Annotated in this window: 13 protein-coding genes and 1 pseudogene; 4 read left to right on the top strand and 10 right to left on the bottom strand. The window is 67.3% G+C overall.

What is annotated here, in order from left to right; genetic code table 11:
* Nucleotides 1-3 precede the first annotated feature (3 nt).
* The 4 genes from ACZ9QC_RS17825 to ACZ9QC_RS17810 are packed head-to-tail and all read left to right on the top strand — an operon-like array spanning nt 4 to nt 4,877.
* Nucleotides 4-615 (top strand): hypothetical protein, encoded by a 612-nt coding sequence (locus ACZ9QC_RS17825; protein WP_472921015.1) that lies wholly within the window; start codon nt 4-6, stop codon nt 613-615.
* Between the two features lie 4 nt (nt 616-619).
* Nucleotides 620-1,321, top strand: a complete 702-nt coding sequence (locus tag ACZ9QC_RS17820) for a hypothetical protein (RefSeq protein ID WP_472921014.1) — start codon at nt 620-622, stop codon at nt 1,319-1,321.
* Complete coding sequence (locus tag ACZ9QC_RS17815) at nt 1,318-1,797, top strand: hypothetical protein (protein WP_472921013.1); 480 nt, start codon at nt 1,318-1,320, stop codon at nt 1,795-1,797. The genes ACZ9QC_RS17820 and ACZ9QC_RS17815 overlap by 4 nt, the downstream gene beginning before the upstream one ends.
* Complete coding sequence (locus ACZ9QC_RS17810) at nt 1,794-4,877, top strand: glycoside hydrolase family protein (protein ID WP_472921012.1); 3,084 nt, start codon at nt 1,794-1,796, stop codon at nt 4,875-4,877. The genes ACZ9QC_RS17815 and ACZ9QC_RS17810 overlap by 4 nt, the downstream gene beginning before the upstream one ends.
* A gap of 942 nt (nt 4,878-5,819) precedes the next feature.
* Here ACZ9QC_RS17810 and ACZ9QC_RS17805 read toward each other — a convergent pair.
* The 10 genes and pseudogenes from ACZ9QC_RS17805 to ACZ9QC_RS17760 form a co-directional block, all read right to left on the bottom strand.
* Nucleotides 5,820-6,146: a DUF6221 family protein gene (locus ACZ9QC_RS17805; RefSeq protein WP_472921011.1), complete on the bottom strand. Its 327-nt coding sequence runs from the start codon at nt 6,144-6,146 to the stop codon at nt 5,820-5,822.
* A 3-nt stretch (nt 6,147-6,149) separates the two neighbouring features.
* Nucleotides 6,150-6,948: pseudogene (istB, locus tag ACZ9QC_RS17800) on the bottom strand (IS21-like element helper ATPase IstB).
* Nucleotides 6,945-7,535 (bottom strand): hypothetical protein, encoded by a 591-nt coding sequence (locus tag ACZ9QC_RS17795; RefSeq protein WP_472921010.1) that lies wholly within the window; start codon nt 7,533-7,535, stop codon nt 6,945-6,947. The pseudogene istB and the gene ACZ9QC_RS17795 overlap by 4 nt, the downstream one beginning before the upstream one ends.
* Nucleotides 7,511-7,789 carry a hypothetical protein gene (locus tag ACZ9QC_RS17790; protein ID WP_472921009.1) on the bottom strand — a complete coding sequence of 93 codons (279 nt, stop codon included), beginning with the start codon at nt 7,787-7,789 and terminating at the stop codon, nt 7,511-7,513. Before ACZ9QC_RS17790 ends, ACZ9QC_RS17795 begins: the two co-directional genes overlap by 25 nt.
* Before the next feature lie 29 nt (nt 7,790-7,818).
* A complete protein-coding gene (locus ACZ9QC_RS17785) occupies nt 7,819-8,238 on the bottom strand; it encodes a hypothetical protein (RefSeq protein ID WP_472921008.1) in 420 nt (139 codons plus the stop codon).
* A gap of 372 nt (nt 8,239-8,610) precedes the next feature.
* Entirely contained in the window at nt 8,611-8,847 is a 237-nt protein-coding gene (locus ACZ9QC_RS17780) for a hypothetical protein (RefSeq protein WP_472921007.1), read from the bottom strand.
* A 95-nt stretch (nt 8,848-8,942) separates the two neighbouring features.
* Nucleotides 8,943-11,078 carry a tetratricopeptide repeat protein gene (locus tag ACZ9QC_RS17775; RefSeq protein WP_472921006.1) on the bottom strand — a complete coding sequence of 712 codons (2,136 nt, stop codon included), beginning with the start codon at nt 11,076-11,078 and terminating at the stop codon, nt 8,943-8,945.
* Nucleotides 11,079-11,798: 720 nt separating this feature from the next.
* Complete coding sequence (locus tag ACZ9QC_RS17770; protein ID WP_472921005.1) at nt 11,799-13,124, bottom strand: alpha/beta fold hydrolase; 1,326 nt, start codon at nt 13,122-13,124, stop codon at nt 11,799-11,801.
* Nucleotides 13,125-13,139: 15 nt separating this feature from the next.
* Complete coding sequence (locus ACZ9QC_RS17765) at nt 13,140-14,705, bottom strand: S8 family peptidase (protein WP_472921004.1); 1,566 nt, start codon at nt 14,703-14,705, stop codon at nt 13,140-13,142.
* A gap of 134 nt (nt 14,706-14,839) precedes the next feature.
* On the bottom strand, nt 14,840-16,279 hold the full coding sequence (locus ACZ9QC_RS17760; protein ID WP_472921003.1) for a hypothetical protein: 1,440 nt from the start codon (nt 16,277-16,279) through the stop codon (nt 14,840-14,842).
* Nucleotides 16,280-16,754: the final 475 nt, after the last annotated feature.

The following is a 16,754-nucleotide window of genomic DNA, read 5'->3' as shown; positions in this document are numbered from 1 at the left end:
GCCATGACCAACCCCACCCAACAGATCGCCGAGCTGCTGTCCGTGCCGCTGGAGCAGTTGCTCAGCGCGCTCGGCCGGGGCATCGGCGAGGCGCAGTCGGCGCTTGACCGGCACAGCATCGAGATCCAGCAGATGATCGACGCCGACCCGGTCCTTGGCCAGTACGGCCTCCAGGCCACCTGGTACCAGATCCCCAGCACCGAGCTCGACCTGCGGATCGCTGTCGCGGTCGAGCAGCCGACCGCACCGGCGGGGCGCGCTCTGCCCCGGCTGTGGGCTCAGCCGGTCAACGCCCGCTACGCCAACCAGTTCGGCTACGACGTACGGGCCAGCAGCAGTGTCCGGCTGACCGTGGTGCCGGTGCCGCCGCCCGCTGTGGTCACCACGGTGCGGGCGATTCACTCGGCCGAGGAGGTGGTGGCCGCCGTCCAGGACCGGCTGATCACTGGCGAGGCGGGCGTCCGCGGCCGGGTCAGCGTCACCTTCAGCCCGGCGGCGCGCTCCTGGATCGTGCTCCAGACTGAGGAGGACGGACCGGTGACGCATCGGTTGAAGTTGATCAAGGTCGATGACGAGACCCTCGCCGCCACCCTCGAGGAGCCGGTGGAGGGATGACCCGATGACCTCGAAACCGGACGGCGGCCGCTCGGACGACTCCACCGTTGAGGAGCTGAGACTCGAGCTGGCCCGCACCCAGGAGCGGCTAGCCGCGAGCGAACGTGAACGCGACAAGCTCACCCGGCAGCTCGACCGGCTGACCGAGAAATACGATGGGCTCCAGGGCGAGTACTCCCGACAGCAGCTCGAGGTCGGCCGGCTGCGGCAGGTCGAGACGACTTCGGGCGAGCTGCGGCAGGAACGCGACGAGTTGCGCCGCGAACTCGACCAGACCCACACGGCGATCCCCGAGCAGGTCCGCAGCCAGCTCGACACCACCCTCGGCGACGTCAACCAGGCGCACGCCGAGGAGGTCGACGCCCTGCACGCCGACCGGGACCGTCTCCAGGCCCGGGTCACTGAGCTGGAACAGACGGCGGCGGCGGGCGCGGGTCCGGCGATGACCACGACGGACCTGGCCGGGCACTTTGCGGACGTGCTCAACGACCTCGGCAACCGGCCGACGTCCGGCGGCGGGTTCGGGGCCGCGCTGACCGGGCTGAATGTGCAGGCCAAGGGTCTGCTGCGGACCAACGAGCAGGGCGACGTCGAGATCCTCACGGCGCAGGTCGGCGCGGCACCCGCCGACCAGTTGTCCACCGTCCAGATGGAGCTCAAGCTGCTGCCCCGGCTGCCTGGCACCACCCCGGAGACGCCGCAATGAGCGACGGTACGCAACGGTTGTCGGCCGCCTTCGTCGAGCAGGCCGTCGCCCGCGCGGTCGCCAGCGAGGTCGGCCGCAGCCTGATCGACCGGCGGGACCTGCTGATCAGCCAGGCGGCGGCAGCCCGGATCGAGGTCGAACGGCTTCGCCGGGTGGTCACTGAACAGGCCGCACAGATAGCCGACTTGCAGGCCCGGCTCGACCAGGCGCAGGCCGAGGTGCATCGGCTGACCGTCCGGCAGCTGGTCGATGCGGTCACCCGGGCGGTGCTGGTCGGCGCGGAACTGCCACCCGGTTACGCGATCAACGACGCCCGCGTGGAAGTGCGGGCCGCGGTGGAGTTCGCCGACGGCCGGGTGGTGATCACCGCTGACCCGGGTGGCCTGCTCAGCCCGGAAAGCCTGTCCAGGTTCGAGATCCGTCTGGCGTCCCTGCCCCCGCCGCTGGGCGAGGCCGCGCCAGCCGCCCGGGGGTGACCGTGGTGAACCTGGTCGAGCAGGACGAGGCCCGGCTGCGGGAGCGCCGGGAGCGCGAACGTGAGCAGGAACGGCGTAAGCAGCGGTTGGAGGAGCTGCGCGAGAAGGCGAGGGACGAGGAGCGCGATCGGGAGAAGGAGGAGCAGCGACGGCTGGACGCGTTGGAACAGGCGCGCGAGAAGGCGGCCGCGGAGCAGCGAAAGGCGGCGCGGCGCGCGGAGGTGGTGACCCGGATCCGGGCGCGGCGCCGGGCCGAGCAGGCGGCGGAGGGCCGGGCGGCGGAGAGGCAGGCGGGCCGGCTCGACGCGGCGCGGCGGGCGGCGGCGGTCTCCGCACGGGCGGTGCGTGCGGCCCAGCAGGCGACGGCGGAGAAGGCCAGAGCAGCGGCCGAGGAGCGCGCACGGGCGGACCGCGACCAGCAGCGCGACCAAGCCCGGCGTGAGCAGGCCCGAGACCAGGCGCGGAAGCAGCAGCGTGGTGAGGCGCGGGAGGCGGCTCGTGGGGAGGACCGGGCTCGGCAGCGTCAGGAGGCACGCCGCCAGGAGTCGGCCGCGGACCGTCGGCGGAAGGATCGCGACCAGCGAGCTCGTCAGGGGCAGCGGCAAGCGGTGGCCGCCGGGGACCGGGGCCTCACCCGGCTGCGTGTGCACGGCCCGTTGCTGCTGGACGAGACCGATCGGCCGGTGCGGCTCCGGGCCGTACACCTGCCGGGTTTTGATCGTGCCGGGCTTCTGCCCGACGGGGGGTATCCGCCGCCGGTCTCCGAGGAGGACCTGGATCTGCTGGTGCGCTGGGGAGCCACCGCCGTGAGCGTGCCGATCGCGCTGGACAAGGTGGTGGCCGCGGAGGCCGTCCCAGATCCGCGCGTCGTCCTTCCCGAGGGCGCCACCCCTATTCTCGACGAGGCCGACCGCAGTGGCTTCGGTGGCGACTACCTCGACGCGCTCGACACGACGGTGCGGGCTGCCCAGGACCGTGGGCTGTACACCATCGTGCAGCTGGCCACGATGCGGTCCAGCGACGACGACCGGCCGCTCTCCTTCGATGCCTGCCGCCAGCTCTGGCGGGTGCTCGGCCGGCGCTGGAGCGACTCCCCGGCCGTGCTGTTCGAGCTGCTGCGCACCCCGCTCGCGGTCGACCTGCCGGACGCCGGACCCGGCTCGGCCGCGGTGGCCGCCCGGCAGCTGCATACCCTGTTGCTCGCCATGTTGGGCGAGTTGCGCGCTGAACACCCCGCCGCGGTCGCGATCGCCGGTTTCGTCGCGGGCACCGTCGGTGCCGCACCGCTCGCCTTCACCGACGGCCAGCCCGCGCCCGGCGTCATCACCGGCTACCGTCCCGGCCCGCGCCCGCTGGTGCCGCCGGAGCTGATCGGCCTGGCCCGCCGGGTCCCGGTAGCCGTGCTCGGCTGGTCCACCGGTGACGACCGCTACCCGAACAACGCGGCTGGCCGCCGACTGGCCGCGTCGGGACTGCACTGGGTGGCCGAGGGATGGCCCGCCACCGGCACCCTCATACCGGGCCGCACACCGGTCGCCACTCCGGCCGGTCAAGCGGTGCGCACCGCGCTCACCCAGAGCAGGTCTGCCGCCCCCGGCCTGCCCGCGGCTGGCGGCGGCGGGGGTGGTCTCGCGAACCGGCTACTGACGCAGATGCTGCTGGGTGCCGTGGCGCCGATCCCGCCCGTCATCGAGCCGAGTACTGCGGCGACCGCGTACCTGCCGCACGCGGCCGGCCTGCGCAAGCAACTGCAACCGCTGAGCCAGGCTGACCGGGCCAAGCGGATCACCGACGAGTTCACCCCAGTGCTGGCCGACTGGCAGCAGGCGACGGCGGACGGCTCGCTGACGATGCTCGCCCGAGTCCGCCCGGCCGAGAAGACCGCCCAGGTGACCGGCCCTCGAGTGCCGACCGACCTGCCCGGTGCCGTACCCAAGTATCTTCGGCAGGACCTCGACCTTGCCGCATCCACCGGGGCCGCCCTCGGGCAGGCGCTGCTGACCGGCGTGGCCACCGTGGCCGACGCGGCCAAGGGACCGCTCACCGCCAGTCAGGCGATCGTCGGGCTACGCCGGGTCCAGGACATCCTGTTCCGGTTGCGAGTCGCCCGCGCCACCGCCACCGCGACCGGCGCCACCCCCGAGTTGGTGCTCGCGGTCTACCGCACCGAGGGGGCGCTGGGCGTTCCCCCGTCCGCCGACAGCATCGACGGTGGGGTGCCGAGCGGCACAACCGACGCGGTGACCTCGCTGACGCCCAGGCCGGACATCAGTCATCTGGTCTGGCTAGCCGGGGCGGCGCCGTTCGCGGGGTACGCCGATCCTGTCATCGCGGCCTTCGCCACCACGTCCTATGTGGTCCAGCTGGCGGGCCTGGACGTGCTCGGCGGCCTGCCGCCCGGCGGCCCCGCGTACCAGATCTGGACCTATCAGACTTGGAAGGCGGCCGGGGTGGACAACCTGGGCGCCGCCCTGGCCCGCGCCGTGTTGATGCGCGACGCGGTGACGCTGCGCAGGATCAGCCCACCGGCCCCCGCCGCACCGGCCATCGCTGCACCCGTCAAGAACCCGGTCGCGCTCCTCACCACCGTGCTCGGCGACGCGGTGCAGCTGCTGCGCACATTCACCAAGCCGGACTGGCTGTTTGGCCCGCCGCCGCTGCCGGCCGGTGCTCCGGCTGCGATCGATCTGCCACTGGCTTATCTGCGCTACAACATCGGCACCGACCAGGTACGGCTGCTGCTGGCCAGCGCGGTCATCGCCGCCGCCGGCACCAGCGGTGCTCGGTGGAAGACCCTGCGCACCCGGATCGCGGCGACCCCGGGGCTGCGCTCGACGCTGAACTCCACCCTGACGGCCGCCGGGCCGCTGACGACCGCCGCGCAGAAGGCGGCGACAGCCGCCACGGTGTGGGCGTCGCTGTTGCCTTGGTGCCTAGTGCCCGGCAACCTGGACGCGATCGCGACGTTCGTCTACGAGGCAACCGGCGCGGAGTGGTCGTCGGGTTGGAAGGTGCCGCGAGCCAACGTCGCCCGGTTCCGGTTGCTACACCACTACTACGGCCTGGTCGTCAGCCCTTGAGCTCGACGACTTCGACCGGCACCGCGTCCGGGTCTAGCGGTAACGCCAGCATCGTCTCAGCGGCGACGGGCGACTCTACGGCACGTAGTCACGGGCACGCGGCGCAGGTCTCGAACCTGATGCCGTTCAGTACGGTGAGCATCGGGTGGTGTGGGCCCACACACAAGTTCGTCCACCCCGAATGGCCTCCAGGGGTTGGGCCGTTCGGGGTGCCAGGCGAACGGCGGCTCGTAGATGAAGACCCGTTCCCGCTGGCGGATCCGTCGGGCCAGGCGACGCCCGAGGTCCTAGTCCTCGCCCGTATGCCGACTGCAGTAGGCCAGATCGAAACCGCCGGAGACCAGCAGTTCGTCGGGACGGTACGTGCCCGCGTAGCAGCTCTGGTAGCCGAACGCGCCATCACCCGGGGTCGCAAAGGGAAGCCGCCGCGTTCCGCACCGCGACGTCATCGCCAACGACATCTGGCTCCGCCACCACGCCGCCGCCCTCAACCTCTGCCGAGTGAACAACCTCGGACTCACCCGAACTGGCACCACTCGGCACCTCACCCCGGCCACCGAATAGCGAAAAGGGCTGTCGGGCCCACGGCCGGACAGCCCCAACAATAAGATTTTCAGGAGCCTGTTAGTGCTCAGGCGAGCCGGACCGCCGTCATCGTGGTGCCGGTACGCGCCAGGAGCGGAATCAGCCTGGGCAGACCCCGGAAGCGAACCTTGGCGCGGACCGTGAACGCCGCCTGTACGGCTCGGGCGACCGTAGAGCGACTCTGGTGAAGCAGCCACAAGTGGGCCGAGATGGTTGTGATTTCAGAGTCGTCTGGCTGTGTAAGTGTCAGCGGGAGGCGTTTGTTGCTGACTTCGGATGGCGGTTGACGGCTTGAGAGGCCGTGAATGTCGGTGAGATTTGAAGTCGCTCAGTTGTGCGGATCTGCCCGGGTGCCGGTCAGGGATACCAGTTGTCCTGCCAGTCGGGATGCAGCTCGAAGGGCAGCGCGAACGCCTTCATGGTCTGGAACGCGATGATCGAGTCCAGGGGCCAGCACAGGCCCTTCTCCTGCTCGTGCTTGATCCGCTGCTCGCAGCCCCGGATGATCTCCTGGTGGGTGGCGATCCGGGCGAGAATCCGGGCGGGGCAGGGACAGCCGCAGTGGCTGGTGCGCCCCGTCGTGTGCGAGGCCGGGCAGTCGAGTTCGTGGAAGAGGGCGGCGTCGCGTCCTTCTTCGTCCAGCCGGGCGTGGACGAACGAGGCCAGCTCGGTGACTGTGTCCATGGTTCAGCCGGCGTCGGCGCGTTCGGCCTGGGCTTTGGTGTGGGCGAGGCGGTAGGAGTCGGTGCCGGTCTCGATGATGTTGCCGCCGAAGGTGATGCGGTCGACGATGGCCGCGCAGAGCCTGGGATCGGTGAATGTCTTCGTCCACCCGCCGAACGACTCCTTCGAAGCGATCGCCACAGAATGCTTTTCCTCACGCTCCGTTAAAACCTGGAAGAGGAGTTCGGCGCCCCGGCGGTCGAGCTCCATGTAGCCGAGTTCGTCGATGCACAAAAGATCGACGCGTCCGTAGCGGGCGATGGTCTTGGCCAGGACCTTCTCGTCTGCGGCCTCGACCAGCTCGTTGACCAGCTTGGTCGCCAGGACGTACTTCACCCGGTATCCCTTCATCGCGGCCTCGGTCCCCAGCGCGATGAGCGGATGGGACTTGCCCGTGCCGGAGTCGCCGATCAGGCAGAGCGGGTGGCCCTTGCGGACCCATTCGCAGGTGGCGAGGGCGTTGATGGTCGCGGCGTCGATGCTGGAGTTCGCGTCGTAGTCGAAGGCCCGCAGTGACTTCTCGCGCGGGAACCCGGCGGCCTTGATGCGCCGTTCCGAGCGCCGGCGGGCCCGGTCGTCGCACTCGGACAGCAGCAGTTCCGCCAGAAAGCCCCGGTAGGACATCTGCTCGCGGAACGCCGCCTCGGCGAGGTCGGGGAACTGGCCGCGGATGGTGGGCAGTCGCAGCATCCGGCATGCCTGCCTGGTCGATGGCGGTGGTCGCGGCTTCCTCGGTCAGCCCGCGGTTGCGTTTGGCGTTCATGTCGCTTCTCCCTTGCTCGGAGCACTCCCGCCACGGCGGCGTCGCAGCAGCTGGTCATAGGCGGCAACCGAGGGCAGCGGCCGGGTGTCGGGCGGCAGGTGGGACAGCCGCCAGTCGGCGAGAAAGGTGACGGTCGCCCGCGCCGGCCCGGCCGCTTCGGGTTCTGGCAGCGGTGAGGGCATCGGCTGGTCCGGCAGGTCGCCGTCGGCGATCTTGCGGGCCTCCAGCGCGACCGCGTCCGCTGTCAGCGCCCCGGCCCGCAGCGCGGCCGCGAGTCCGGCGACCAGGTGCTCGTGGCTCATGTGCCGGGCCAGCAGCAGCACCTCGATGAGGGCCTTGGTGCCTTCCTTGTCGCCGTGGGCCGCGCGGGCCGCGGCCCACCAGTCGTCATGGACCGGCGTGAACCGGCCGGCCGAGCGGGCCTGTTCCAGGGCTGTTGCCCCGGGGAAGGCGCCCGGCTTGCGGACCAGGGCCTCCAGATAGTGATCGAGCACCAGGCGCGAGCCGCCCTGCGTGCTCAGCCTTTCGTGGCGGGCCACTTCCCGACCGTCGTCGAAGACGATCAGCTCGGAGGCGTGCAGCAGCACCCGGAGCGTCTTGTGCGCCGGCCCTCGTCCTCAAGGTCCCACCGGTCGACCATCTCGTTCAGCTCGGCGAGGGTGGCGACCTCGGGGACCGGCACGAAGTGGTTGCGGCGGAAATAGCCGATCTGGCCCTCCACCCCGCCCTTCTCGTGGGCGCCCTCGATGCCCGGACGGCAGTAGAAACTCTCGATCCCCCAGTGCGAACGGAAAGCGATCCATCGCTCCGGTTCCGTGCGCTGCCGGGAGAAGCCCAGCACCTGGGCGACCGCCGCTTTCAGGTTGATGCCTAGCGCACCTTGCCGCGCGGCACCCCGCCCAGCACGTTCAGCGCGTGGACATGGCCTTCGAAGAACGCCTCCTGGCCGCAGGAGGCCGACACCCGGTGCACCGCCTTGCCGGAGTACGACAGCCGCAGCGAGAACAGATAGCAGCGGGTGGGCACCCCCGCCAGCACGATGTGGACATCACCGAAGTCGACCTCCGCCTCGTCCCCCGGCATGTGGGACTGCGGGACGAACATCTCCTCCGGGCCCCGGCCGGCCTCCCACCGGACCTCCTTGCGCCGCACCGCGACGTAGCCGCGGACCATCTGGTAGGAGATCCCGTCCGCCGCGTGCTCGTCGAGCAGCCGGTCGAAAATCCGCTTCACCGTGTGTTTCTGCTTCGGCGGCGCGTCGAGGTCCGCCCGCAGCATCCCGTCGATCACCGGCTTGTACGGGTCAAGCCGGGTCGGACGCGGCGCCTGCTTCTTGCGGGGCTCGGGCCAGTTCGAGTCCAGGGCCTTGCGGATCGTCCGCTAGGTCACCCCGTACTTGCGCTCCAGAGCGCGCATCGACAGACCGGCACGGTGGTCACGGCGGATCGCCGCGTACAACTCGACCTTGCTCGTCGATATGTGCATTCGAACCCCCAGCGGGAGAAGCACACCGATCGTCCCACTGCAAGGCTCCAAGTGCCGTCAAAACTGGGCAACATCACCCTCCGCAACACGAAGTCGCCTCCCGTACCGGACGACAAACGCCTCCCCTATTCACCGACATAGCCAGTCGTCCTTGAATGCCCGCCTGCGAGGTCCTTGTCACCTGTGATTCTTGGCCACGCGAGAGCAAACTTTGAGGACGACTTGATGCAGATCGCTCTCGCCCTCGAAACTTCCGGCTTTTGCCCATCGGAGGGTCGCTGCGTGGACCTCAGGATGGCGCGCCCGTAGGACGTCGATGATCTCATCGCAGGACTTAAAGTCATTCAAGCCGTCTGCAATGGCCAGCATCCCTGACAGTTTCTCCGTGGATTGGGATTCATAGAAGTCGTTCATGATTATCTCCCTTCCGGTATCATGACTCTTGAATATGGATGCCTATCGGCTACATAAGCCACCGGCCGGCCATGGCCCCGAGGCAGGCAGGACTGCTATGCCCCTGTCGTATTCGCGCGGGCCTGTTCAGCCTCCCTATGCGCTCCGGCATCTTGATAGGCCGTGGCTGCGGCTTCCCACGCCGCCTGAGCCAGTACACCGCGCCCGGCACGCTCGTACATCTTGGCGAGGTCTTGCCAGGTGTGGGCGGCGCCGTAAAGATCACCGGTGACTGTGCATGAGTCAATATCCTTGTGTAATGAGGCTACTGCCTCGTCTATTCGCCCCACTGCTCCCAGGGCCAGGCCGAGGTTCGCCCATGCCCTTTCCTCGCCGTGGTGGTCGCCGGTGCGTTCAAATATGTCACGCGCCTTGGTATGGGCGGTGATGGCCTCATCGAAGCGACCCACTTCCCGGAAGGCGAGGCCGAGGTCATTCAAGGCTTCAGCTACACCGTGGTGGTCGCCGGTGCGTTCAAACATCTCGCGCGCCTTGCTGTATGCGGCGATGGCCTCATCGAAGCGGCCGATTTTCCGCAGGGGAAAGCCGACGTTGTACCAGGCGGTGGCCTCGCGATATTCGTCGCCGAGGTCGTAGAAAGTGCCGCGTGCCTTGGTGTGGGCGGTGATGGCCTCATGGAAGCGACCTACTTCCCGGAAGGCGAGGCCGAGGTTATTCCAGGCCATCGCTTCGCCGTGGTGCTCTGCGAGGTCATGGTGCATATCGCGGGCGTGGGTGCAGGCGTTTACGGCCTCATCGAAGCGGCGCACGTCCTGAAGCACAAGGCCGAGGTTGTCCCAGGTGCGGGCTTCGAACCTGCGGTCCTCGGTTTGCTGGAACAGGTCACGGGCGTGTTCGAAGGCGGCGACGGCCTCGTCGAAGCGACGAACCTCCCGGAAGGCGACGCCGAGATTGTTCCATGCTGCGGCTTCGCGGCGGTTGTCACGAGTGTCATGGGCGGTATCGCGTGCGATGGTGGCGGTGGTGATCCCATCGTCAAAATACCTCCGCCACAACAGATATTCACAGAGAGATGCCGGAAGACGGATGGCGATATCTGGGTGTCCGGTCCTATTCGCGATGGCGACTGCGCCAACCAAGTTGGCGCGTTCGGCGTCCAACCAGCTCAGGGCCGCCTCGCGTCCGGTGAACGCCTCGGGCACGGTTTGGCCGGGTAGCGCCCGCATGTGGTCATCAGCCGCTTTCGTGGTGGTTGCGTAATGCTCCAGCAGCCGGGTCATAGCTGCGTCCCGCCAGCCAGGGGCCATATTCTCCGCGGCGCGCTCGTCGACGTAAAGGCGGACCAGGTCGTGTAGCCGCCAGCGGCTCCAGACAGGTCCGGGTTCGATCAGGTGGGCGCGGGCCAGATCCTGCAGTAGCTCTTCGACCTGGAGCTGGTCCACATCGGCGAGGTGAGCGGCGGCTTGAGTGGATAGGTCTGGGCCGGGGTTGAGCGGCAGCAGCTGGAACAGCCTGGCGTGCTGGTCGTCGAGGTGCTGGTAGGACAGGTCGAAAGTGGCGCGCACGGCGCGGTCCTCACGTTGTAACCGGTCTAGTCGGGAATGCTCCGTCTTCAGGGCGAGGGCCAGGGAGCTCAGTGGGCGGACGGGGGAGTCTGCGAGCAGGGCGGCGGCGATGCGCAGTGCCAACGGCAGACCCGCGCACAGTCGTGCAATCTCGGCGGCTGCTTCCGGGTCGTCGTCCACGCGATCGTCTGCACTGCCCCGAGCCCAGTGCAGGGCGTCGCGGAGCAACTCGATGGAGGCGGGTGCGTCGAGGATGTCCAGGTCGTACAGACGTGCATCAATGTCGAGGGTATGGCGGGAGGTGAGCAGGGCGACGGTAGTGCCGTCGCTGGGCAGCAGTGGGCGGGCCTGCTCGGCGCTGGAGGCGTTGTCGATGACGACCAGGATCCGTCGGCCTTGTTCGGCGAAGGCAGCCAGCACACTTCGGTACAGGCGCGTACGGTCCTGCAGGCTGGCGGGTATGTGCTCGCCAGGCATCCCGAGGGCGCGCAGCAGCCCGTCCAGGGCGTGCTCGGGGGACAAATGGCGGTTGGAGTCGTAGCCGAACAGGTCGACGAAGAGCACCCCGCCTGGGAACCAGCCGGGTTTCCGCAGGGCCTTGTTGGCGGTCTGCACGACGAGTTCCGTCTTGCCGACGCCGGCCAGCCCTGCCACTGCGGCCAGCAAGACCGCCCGCTGATGCTCCCTACTAGCGGGCGCCAGGCTTTGGAGCAGCTCGTCAACATCGTTGTCGCGGCCAGTGAAGGTGGGTGAGGCGGGGGGGCAGTCCGGACAGAGCCGGGGTGATCTGCGGGGGCAGTTGCACGGTGACGTCCCGGCCCTGGATCACCGTGTGGAAGAAGAGACCATCGTTAATTGTGTTCGAAACTGGCCCACCTGCACTGCCGGATGCGCCACCCATGTTGCTCACCCTCGCGGAGGGGTAGAAGTGTCCGTGGTAGGCGGCGCAGGCGGGTCGGGAATGCCCCCGACGTTGCCGCTTACCTGCCACGTCGGCCCGTAGAAGTGTCCGCCGGTGATCAGATTCATCTGCCTTGCCTGCCACTGCTGTAGATCTGCAGAGAAGTCCGGGTCTAGGTCGGCGCGCGCCGCCAGAGCCGTGCTCAGGGACTGCGCCGCCTGAGCACGGGCCGCATCCGTCGACGCCTGCTCCAGCCTGGTCAGTTCCTCCTCTCCGGAACTGACAGTCGCACTATCCACGGTTCCCTGGCCGCGCCGGGATGGGTGCCGCACCAGTGCGCTCAGCCCGGCCCACGCCTGCCGGCCAACCTCACCAGCAGTGCCAGTCGCGAGTGCCACCAGCACTGCCACAGATATGGGCTCCATCGCTCTTCACCCTCCGCCCTGGGTTGGTACGCCTCTGTCCTCGAAGGCGCTATGCGACTGTCAGGAATGGCCGTTTCGATACATCGCCGTCAGAATTGCGTACGCCGCCTGCCGACCCCGCACATCGCTGTGGGAGCGTATGAATTCGTCAGCTTGGAGGTTGTAGACGCCGCGCGGTGCAAAGCCGTAGTGGCTGCCGACATTCAGCAACGCCTTGTCAGTGGCTTCCGGGGTCGCGAGCGCGCCGCTACTCCCGATTGCGCCGTACTTCCCGGACTTGGCCAGCGCATTTCCGACCCCGACCTGCCGGGCTAGGAAGGACGCGAACCGGTACGGCCACTTAACTGCGGAATCGTTGGTGGTATGCGTGACCAGCACGGGGCCGGCCAGACGGCTACCGGTGAGCACGGGGCGGAACAGCCCGTTCCCTCCCTTGCCGTCGTAGTTGTGGGCAAATCCGTAGTGGCTGAACGCCCCTTGCAGCAGTGTCATGGAATGCACGGGCGGCCCGGATTCGTTGGCAGCGACCGATATGACCCGAGCTCCCATGGAGTGTCCGGCGAGATGGAGGCGGGCGTCCGTCTCACCGAGATGAATGAGGACCGAGGCGGCACCAATGCCGCCGACCTCTGTTGTCCGCCTCCGCATGCGGTAATACGTGGTCAGGTTGAGTAGTCGATGTGCTCCTTCGGTGAACGACTGTTGGAACCCAGGAGGCTGTATAGCCCCTCCTCCACCCGGCGGGGCGCCGACTACGAACCAGGTCCCCGGGCCACCGCCTGGACCGCTTACGGCGGCTCCTCCCGAGGAAGGGGCGTCCTCGTCCCAGTCCTCAGGCTCGAACTCGGTCGCCTTCTGGAAGGTCTCGAGTGGGTCACCGCTGAGGAAGGATTGAGGCGGGGCATCGAGGTCCTCGCCCCCCACCGCGGGAACCAAACTGCGCAGAGCGTCAACAAATTCGGCTCTGGCATCCTGCTGATCCAGGTCTCGCGTTAGACGCGCGAGTTCCTGGCTGGCGCTCAGATCGTCGATGTCTTCTTCAATATGTGCCTGTAGTCCACGGGGTTCGACGCCCATTGCTGCCCCGCCGGCAGGGATATCGCTCTCGTCGGCCCACCTCACCGACGGCCAGACCAGACCCACTACGACGAGTCTGTTGCGATCCTCTGCCTCTGCTTCCTCCCGCACTGCCCGGATGCTTGTGGTGAGTTCCCGGATCAAGGAACGCGCCTGTGCTTTGCCGTTCTGCCATCCATGCGCGATGACCAGTACGTCCGTGGCGTCTGCGGCAAGGGCCACGGCCCGTTCCATCTGGCCGTGGTCATAGATCTGCCCAGTCTTGCGGATCTCCACCTCAGCGGTGGGAAATGGGTAAGCGTTCTCCATGGCTCCTCCCGCAGGTCACACGGACTGGATGGCACTCATTGCGTCCACTAGACCGTTACCTTGGAAGTCACGAGATCTGCCCAGATCTACTGCGGAGCCGAGCAGGATCCGCTTGACCTCCTCCGGCCGCCCGATGTACTCCCTGTGTACGGACAGGAAGGCGGCGGCTACGCCGGAAACGTGCGGTGCAGCCATGGAAGTACCGGAGTTCTCTGCATAGGGGGCACGGGCTGAGGGCGAGCCAAGGTCTTCCCATAGCTTTCCGGCGGCGGCACTCACCACGCGTTCTCCCGGGGCGACGAGGTCCGGCTTGGGCCGACCATCACCAGTGGGGCCTTTGGAAGAGAAGTAGGAGACCCCGGTGCGGTACGGGCTGGCGGACGTCGAACCGACGGTGATGGCCGCTTCGGCATTCCCGGGATCGTTGATGGTCTGACCGACTCCCATCTGGAAGCTGGACGCCCGGGGACCGAACCCCCGGGCCATCCCGCATCCCGTATTGCCAGCGGCGGAAACTACCACCAGACCTGCGCGGACCAGCGCGTCAACCTCTCGGCAGACCGGTGTTTGCCCCGTCCCGAACCAGCTCGGATCAAACGGATAGCCGACGGAAAGGTTCACTCCGTGCACCGGCAGCTCGCCGTCGCGTTCTTCGATGAACTGGCGCAGGAACTGAAGCGCCTTGATGAGCGTCACTACGTCTCCAGAGCCGTCGCTCCGGAGTACCTTCAAGGACAGGAGGGAGCACTTGGGTGCCATCCCGCCGACTGCCGCGACCTTCTCTAGCCCCACTCGCAGGTCTACGTCATTGACTATGTGGCTGCGGGCGACGAGCACTCCGGTGTCTTCTCCCGCGATGATGCCAGCGACGTGCGTACCGTGCCCGGCCTCATCGGTGAGGGCGTCGGCGACAGAGCTACCTACGAAACTCCGATGACTCAGCGGTGAGCCCGGAGTACCGAGATTCGAGTGGCGGGTGAAATGTGAATGTTTTGCCTCGATGCCTGAATCGACCACCGCCCATGTGATTCCCTCGCCGTACGCTCCGAAGGCCCGCTGTGCGGCGATACTTTTTGTGGTGATAGCGGTGCGGTCGATCAACCCATGGATCTCGAAGTTCGGCCAGAGTCCCCTGATGGGTCCTCTGCAATCGTGCTGTCCCCCCTCGGACAGGTCCGGCGGCCTCGAGTGCTCGAAGGCGTCCCACATGTGGTTGGCCAACTCTATGTCCATGTGTGCGATATCGATGATTCCCTGTTTAGGGAGGGCCGCGGCGATGTAGGGCCCAAATTCCTGCACTGAACTTGCGGCGTGCCGTTCGATGGAGCGCATGGTGACATGACGTGCCTCTTCGGGGCGCCCTGGCCATGCATCATTCAGCTCGATGACAACGCCGATCGGTTCATTCCCGGCCCTCCCCATGCGGTCCCGGAGCGGTCGGGATATCGCAGAATCTGCCGCCAGCCACGGTGAGCTGGGAACGGGACCCCCCGCTTCCGGAATCCTGGACGCGTATTCCATCCAGTATGAATCGGTGAATTCGCGAGGGATTTCATCGTGACCGCCGAAGACATCTGGCATAACGCGACCTCCGCACAGAGGGGTTGTTCCTATGGTCGCGCGCCTGCACGGCTGCGGCAAACGCGCAGCCTGCTCCAAGCTCTGTGGCTACGCCTATCAACAGAGCTGGTGCCCGTGGAGCCCAAGGGACTCACTCACGGTGCAAGATCTGGCGGGTTCTGACGCGGTGGGGTACGGGTGAAGAAGGCCGTCAGCGGGTCCGTGACTACGTTCCGGCGGACTGCGTCAGAGGTCAATGCCTCATCCAGACGCTTTCCCAGATCAGGGCCGGCCGCGGATGCGGTGATCAGCCAGCGCAGCGTCACGTTCGTGGCAAGCTCCCGGAGATCGTGCAGGTGCTGGATGTCTTCCTTCGTTTCGTCGCCGTGAGCGAACTTCGACCGGCTGTCGTAGCTCGTGGACACCAGGTTGAGGACTCGTTCGCGGGTCTCGTCGGTCATCCAGAGCATGGCCGCGCGCTGCCTGATCTTCTGGGCGACCCCGCTGTTCCCATCACCAGTCAGCAGTGCCTCCATCGCGATGACGTAGTGCAGCGTGATCTCGTCTGCCTCCTCCTCCCAGATGGATCCGTCAACATGCGTGCGGTGGGAGGCGCGCACCAGGTGCTTTGCTGCACGTTCCAAGCGCCGTGCCCGCTTCCTGCCGGCTTTCGAGGTGTCTGCTAGGACCAGGTCGACCAGCGAATCAACGGCGTCACAGAAGGAGCGGAATCGAGGCATCTCCTCTGCCGACACCTCGTAGAGACCCCTTTGGTGCCGCTCCACTTCCACCTCCTCGCCGTGCTCATCGACGAAAACGTCCATCGTCCAGGGAACTGCACCGCTGCGGCGATCGATACGCCGGCCACGCTCGACCACGAACCAGGCATCCATGTGGCACGCCACGTCGCTGCGCCACAACAGCAGAATGAACAGCGGCCGCCAGTGATGCAGCTCAGGCCGGGTCGGAAGCTCCATGAGCGGCCATCGAATGCCGTTGACCAGCTCCCCGTCCGGATCGTCACGGCACAGGAAAGCAGCACCATCAAGGAACTTCGGATCCATCTCGGACCGCTCCAACACGTCGCACACCGCCCGGGCCGTGGGCAGCGCCAGGAGCTGACGCAAGTCCGCGGCCGTCGCCGATTTCAGGTTGTACCCACCTACCGAGACCAAAGTGCCCTTGGGAAGCTGCGCGTCCAGAAGAAGCCAATCCTCCGGCATCGGCAACGGAGACTGGCAGAAGGTCACGAACTCCGCGACTGCGGTGTCCACCTGTAGGTCGTTGCTGTGCTGGTAGGAGCGTGGACAGCACTGGTCGTTCACGGGCAGGCCGTTGGTGATGACCTGCGCAGCCCGGGCAAGGCCGGTCATACCCAGTAGCGTCGCATCCCGTAGCTCTCCCTCGTTGGTATAGAGATCTGGGCGTACCGTCAGCGGAGCTGTCACCTGGACTGCGGCCCGTACCGAGGCCCATGCCGGGTAGTGGCTCATGGTATTCACCAGTGAGGCGCCGGACTCGACGGAAATCCCCGCCTGCCGCACCTCGCTGAACCAGGCATGCAGGCGTGCTGCCAAGTCCGGAGCGTTGTTCATGCCGGGCATGCTACCGAGGTCTGAAGCCATGAGCGCCTGATAATCCGGGACTTGGGCGATCGGTTGCGCTGATGGAGAGATCGTGTCGCAGCCGCCTCTCGGAACCTCAAGGGGTGTCGCCCTCTCATCATCAGGTCCATCCTTCCCGATTGCGCTACGCTGTTGCCGCGCGGCTGACCTGCGAAAACGGTCACAGGCTCCACCCCGGGTGCAGGGGATGTGAAGCCCAGCTCGCCCCAATGGACGTGCGTAGCTCCAAGGTTCGTATTTGCTGCTTTCGCCAGCGGATCTGCTGCCGACGGCTGTTGCAGCTGCTCTGCGCGGGGCCGTCCGGGGAACGAAGGGGAACGCTGGGGGAACGGAAGCACCGGGAAGGATCGAGAAGGAACCAGTAAGGGCGAGACGCCGAACGCCATCTGACCTGCTGAAACGCTACAGATCAAGCAGGATCGAGGAAGATCGTCAAGGGGTTCTT

This window comes from Streptomyces sp. HUAS MS02 (genome assembly GCF_055702265.1).
This window is presented reverse-complemented; position numbering and strand designations above follow the sequence as displayed.

What these genes read in the sequence shown, in the direction of transcription:
- ACZ9QC_RS17825 (WP_472921015.1), top strand. Translation starts at nt 4, where the DNA reads ATGACCAACCCCACCCAACAGATCGCCGAGCTGCTGTCCGTGCCGCTG.
- ACZ9QC_RS17820 (WP_472921014.1), top strand. Translation starts at nt 620, where the DNA reads ATGACCTCGAAACCGGACGGCGGCCGCTCGGACGACTCCACCGTTGAG.
- ACZ9QC_RS17815 (WP_472921013.1), top strand. Translation starts at nt 1,318, where the DNA reads ATGAGCGACGGTACGCAACGGTTGTCGGCCGCCTTCGTCGAGCAGGCC.
- ACZ9QC_RS17805 (WP_472921011.1), bottom strand. Translation starts at nt 6,146, where the DNA reads ATGGACACAGTCACCGAGCTGGCCTCGTTCGTCCACGCCCGGCTGGAC.
- ACZ9QC_RS17780 (WP_472921007.1), bottom strand. Translation starts at nt 8,847, where the DNA reads ATGAACGACTTCTATGAATCCCAATCCACGGAGAAACTGTCAGGGATG.
- ACZ9QC_RS17770 (WP_472921005.1), bottom strand. Translation starts at nt 13,124, where the DNA reads ATGGAGAACGCTTACCCATTTCCCACCGCTGAGGTGGAGATCCGCAAG.
- ACZ9QC_RS17765 (WP_472921004.1), bottom strand. Translation starts at nt 14,705, where the DNA reads ATGCCAGATGTCTTCGGCGGTCACGATGAAATCCCTCGCGAATTCACC.
- ACZ9QC_RS17760 (WP_472921003.1), bottom strand. Translation starts at nt 16,279, where the DNA reads ATGAACAACGCTCCGGACTTGGCAGCACGCCTGCATGCCTGGTTCAGC.